Below are 4,228 nucleotides of genomic sequence, written 5' to 3'. Positions count from 1 at the left end.
GGACGGCGATGAGCCGGCCCGCAGTCGAGCCGCGGAGGGCGGCGAGGGCAGCGTCGACGGCGTCGGGCGTGTGGGCGAAGTCGACGACGCAGCGCGGGCCCTCCGGGCCACCGGCTGCGACGACCTCCATCCGACCCGGCACCTCGGGGGCGACGGACATCGCGGCCTCGACCTCGGACGGTGCGAGGCCGATGCGCAGGAGCGCCAGGGCGGCGAGCGCGGTGTTGGCGATGTTGAAGTGGCCCGGCAGGTGTGACACGAGCTGCAGCGCCCGACCTGTCGAGCGCTCGAGGAGCGTGAACGCACCGGCGTCGCCGACGTCGCCCTGGGCGGCCGCCTCGGCGACCCAGTCCGCGCCGTCCGCGCCATCCGCGCCATCCGCGCCGTCCCCGCCGCCTGCGCGATGGGTCGTCGTGGCGAGCGTGGTCGTCGGCACGGTCGCCTCGGCTGCGAGACGGCGACCCCAGACGTCGTCGACGCACACGACCGCCGTGCGCGACCGCTGCGGGGTGAACAGCGACGCCTTGGCCCCGAAGTAGTCGTCCATCGAGGCGTGGAAGTCGAGGTGGTCCTGGGAGAGGTTGGTGAAGAGCGCCACGTCGTAGACGACGCCGTCGACGCGGTGCAGGGCGAGGGCGTGGCTCGACACCTCCATGACGCACGCGTCGAGCCCCCGGTCGTGCATGAGGCCGAGCAGCGCGTGCAGGTCCGTCGCCTCCGGGGTCGTGCGCACCGACTCGACGCGCTCGTCGCCGATCCGCGTCTCGACGGTGCCGATCAGGCCGGTCCGCTGCCCATGGGCCCGCAGCGCTGACTCGACGAGGTAGGCGGTCGTCGTCTTCCCGTTGGTACCGGTGATGCCGATCATCGTCAGGCCCTGGGACGGGTGTCCGTAGACCTCGGCCGCGACCGCTCCGAGTACACCGCGCGGGTCGTCGGCAACGAGGACCGGGACGGCCGCTGGCACCTCTGCCAGCTCGGTCAGGCCGGCGTCGTCCGTGAGGACCGCGACCGCGCCTGCAGCCACGGCATCGGCGACGAAACGGGCTCCGTGCACGTTGAACCCGGGCAACGCGGCATACACGTCGCCGGGGGCCACGGCGCGGCTGTCGAGCGTCACGCCGGTGATCAACAGGTCGCCGGCGTCAGGCCCTGCCGTGCGCACGGGCGATCCGGTGCCGATCCGGGCCGTCAGGTCGCGCAGGAGCACGCCGGACGCGGCCGGTCGAAGGGGGGTAGGTGACACGTCATCCCAACTTACAGGCCATCCCGCTTCGCCCGTGCATCGCTGATGACCGTCGGGTCGTCCGACGACAGGGGCTTGTCGGCCCACACGTGGTAGTTCAGGGGCGACTTCGGGCTGGGCGGAGCGCCGGTGCGCTCGAGCAGGTAGGACATGACCTGGTTGAAGACGGGTCCGGCCAGGGCACCGCCGAACATGCCGGCGCTCGGCTTCTGGATGAAGACCGCGACGACGTACTTCGGGGCCTCGGCCGGCGCGAAACCGATGAAGGATGCCGTGAAGCCGTTGTAGCGCTTGAGCTTGTCGTCGTAGCGGTCGGCGGTTCCGGTCTTGCCGGCGACGCGGTAGCCCTTGATGCGGGCCGCGCTGGCGGTGCCGTCCTTGCCGGTGACCTCTTCCATCATCCGGGAGACCTTCACCGCGGTGTCCTCGCTCACGACGCGGAGGGGCGTCGTGGGCGCGGACGGGATGAGCGTGCCGCTGTCGTTGACGGTGCCCTCCACGAGGGACGGCGGGACGCGTACGCCCTTGTTGGCGATGGTCTGGAAGACCCCCGCCTGCTGGACGGCCGTGACGGAGTAGCCCTGACCGAAGAGGATCGTGTAGCGGCGCGTGGACACCCAGTCCTTCGCGCCGGCCAGCAGACCGGTCGACTCGCCGGGGAAGCCGACGGGCGTCTTCGAGCCGATGCCGAACTTGCGGTAGTAGCCCTCCATGACGGCGGGCGGGACCCGCTCTCCGATCATGATGGTGCCCATGTTGGACGACTTGGCGAGCACGCCCGTGGCCGTCATGTTCTCGACACCGTGCGGCTCGTTGTCCTTGAACGGGGTCCCTGCGCGAGGCAGCCGAGGCGGCACGATGACACCGGTGTCGGGGGTGATGACCTTCTGCTCGAGGGCCGCCGACATCGTCATGAGCTTGCCGGTCGAGCCGGGCTCGAAGGCGTCGTTGAAGGCGTAGTTGCCCAGCGCAGCCTGCTTGGCTGCGGCGAGGTCGTTGGGGTCGAACGTCGGGTAGCTGGCGGCCGCCCGGATCTTCCCGGTGGCCACCTCCATGACGACGGCCGTGCCCGACTCCGCGCCGACGGCGGTCACCTGCTTGGCGAGCGCGTTCTGGGCGTACCACTGCAGGTCGGCGTCGATCGTCAGCTTGACGTCACGGCCGTTGGCGACCGGGGTGTCGACGCGCTGGGATCCCGGGATGATGTAGCCGTCCCGGGCCCGCTCGGCGACGCTGACCCCGGGGGTCCCGCTCAGCTCCTTGTCGAGCATCTGCTCGATGCCGCCCGCGCCGCTCTGGTCACCCGGTCGGACGAAGCCGACGAGCTGGCCCAGGGCCATCGACGTGGGGTAGATCCGCTGGGCGGTGCGCTCGCCGGAGATGCCCGGGATGGCCAGGGCCCGGATCTCGCGGTAGATCGCCGGGTTGACCTCCTTCTTGATCACGACGTAGCGGGTGCCCGACCGGGTGAAGAGGGCGGTGAGGTCCGCCGGCGACATCTTGAGCAGGGGCGCGAGGTCGGCCGCGGCACGGGTGACGCCGACCTTGGTGCGCACGCCGTCGATCTTCACGGCGTACTCGGGAATGACCGTCGGGTCGGCCGCGATGGTGAAGCGCTCGACCGAGTCGGCGAGGACCTGACCGTTCGTGTCGAGGATCTGACCGCGCATGGCCGGCGTGACTGTCCTCACCGAACGCTTGAAGAGCGCGGCCTCCTGCGTCGCCGAGGCGTCGAAGGCCTGGATGCGCAGCAGCTGCCCGGCGAAGATCGTGAAGATGAAGAGGATGGCGACGAACATGACCCGCGCACGACGGCGCGGGTTGGCTCGTGAGAGCGTCAGCGGACGCCGCGGTCCCCGAGGTCCTCCAGGTCCTCCAGGTCCTCCAGGTCCTCGAGGTCCGACCGGGCCACGACCAGCGGCGGCCTGCTTCGGCGCCGGTCCGCGTCCCCGGGAGGGCGCCCCACCGGTCCGTGCAGGACCGGTCCGTACCGGGCCGTTGCGCGTGCTGGTGCGCGCGGGAGTCCCCTGCCGGGCCTGACCTGCTCGTGTCGTGCTTGCGGACGAGCTGCGGCGGATCTCTCGTGCGGGCGCAGGTCCCCGACCGGTCCGTCCTGGATCGGTCCCTCGGGTCTGCGTCACGAAGTCACCTCACCGTCGTCTGCTGGGCCTGCCCGCCACCGTTCGACGCGGCGCCGCCCGTGGCCTGCCCCGTCGACGCATCGGGTGTCGTACCCAGTGTGGGTGCTGCGGGGGTCGTGACGCCGGTACCGGGCACTGTCGGCGTGGCGGCCTGTGCCGGCGCGGACGAGGCGGACGAGGCGGCCGACGCAGCAGACGCGGCCGCGCCCAGCTGGGTGGCCGAGGACAGGACCTTCTTGACGGTGGCCGTGACCGCGGGCGGTGTTGGGCTGGTGACGATCGGGAAGGCGTTGTTCTGCGTGGCCGGCTCGGGCGCGCCCGAGACGGTGCCCTTGGACAGGTCGATGTAACCCCGCGTGTTCATGCGCACCATCCCGATCTCGGACGCACTGCGGGCGAGCGAACCGGTCGCCGATGCCCGGTCGATCTGCTCCTGGAGGTTGCCGGCCGTGTCGCTGAGGCGCGCCGACTCGCGCTGCAGGTCTCCGAGGGCGAGCGAGCCCTGGGCCAGGGCGGTGTTGAGCAGCAGCAGGGCGATGAGGCCCGCGATGAGCAGGGCGATGCACGTCGCGGCGAAGGTGCCGGTGCCGGTGCGGGTGATGCTGCTCGGGATGACCCGTAGTGGTGTCGGGGCTGGCCCGCGCCGCGGCGCGCGGAGCGGCCGGGCCGTGGCGGTCATCTGGCTCATCGGGTGGTTCCCTTCCTGGTCCTGCTGTCGGTGCTGCTGTCAGTGCTGCTGGCGGTGCTGGTGGCAGTGCTGCTGGCGGTGCTGCCGCGGGTGTCGCGGACACGCTCCGCGACGCGAAGGCGAGCCGACGCCGCCCGTGGGTTGGCCGTGACC

At 71.6% G+C, this 4,228-nt stretch carries 3 protein-coding genes; all 3 read right to left on the bottom strand.

Features of this window, described 5'->3' with window-relative positions:
• A partial coding sequence (locus tag AC1DP0_RS18885) for a Mur ligase family protein (protein ID WP_478087448.1) occupies positions 1-1,246 on the bottom strand: 1,246 nt, incomplete at its 3' end.
• 11 nt (positions 1,247-1,257) lie between these two features.
• Complete coding sequence (locus tag AC1DP0_RS18880) at positions 1,258-3,045, bottom strand: peptidoglycan D,D-transpeptidase FtsI family protein (RefSeq protein WP_478087446.1); 1,788 nt, start codon at positions 3,043-3,045, stop codon at positions 1,258-1,260.
• Positions 3,046-3,391: 346 nt separating this feature from the next.
• On the bottom strand, positions 3,392-4,075 hold the full coding sequence (gene ftsL, locus AC1DP0_RS18875; protein ID WP_478087444.1) for a cell division protein FtsL: 684 nt from the start codon (positions 4,073-4,075) through the stop codon (positions 3,392-3,394).
• Positions 4,076-4,228 lie beyond the last annotated feature (153 nt).

Source organism: Terrabacter sp. P5_B1, from assembly GCF_056400505.1.
Note: the sequence above shows the minus strand (reverse complement) of the source record. Positions and strands in the feature narration are given on the sequence as shown.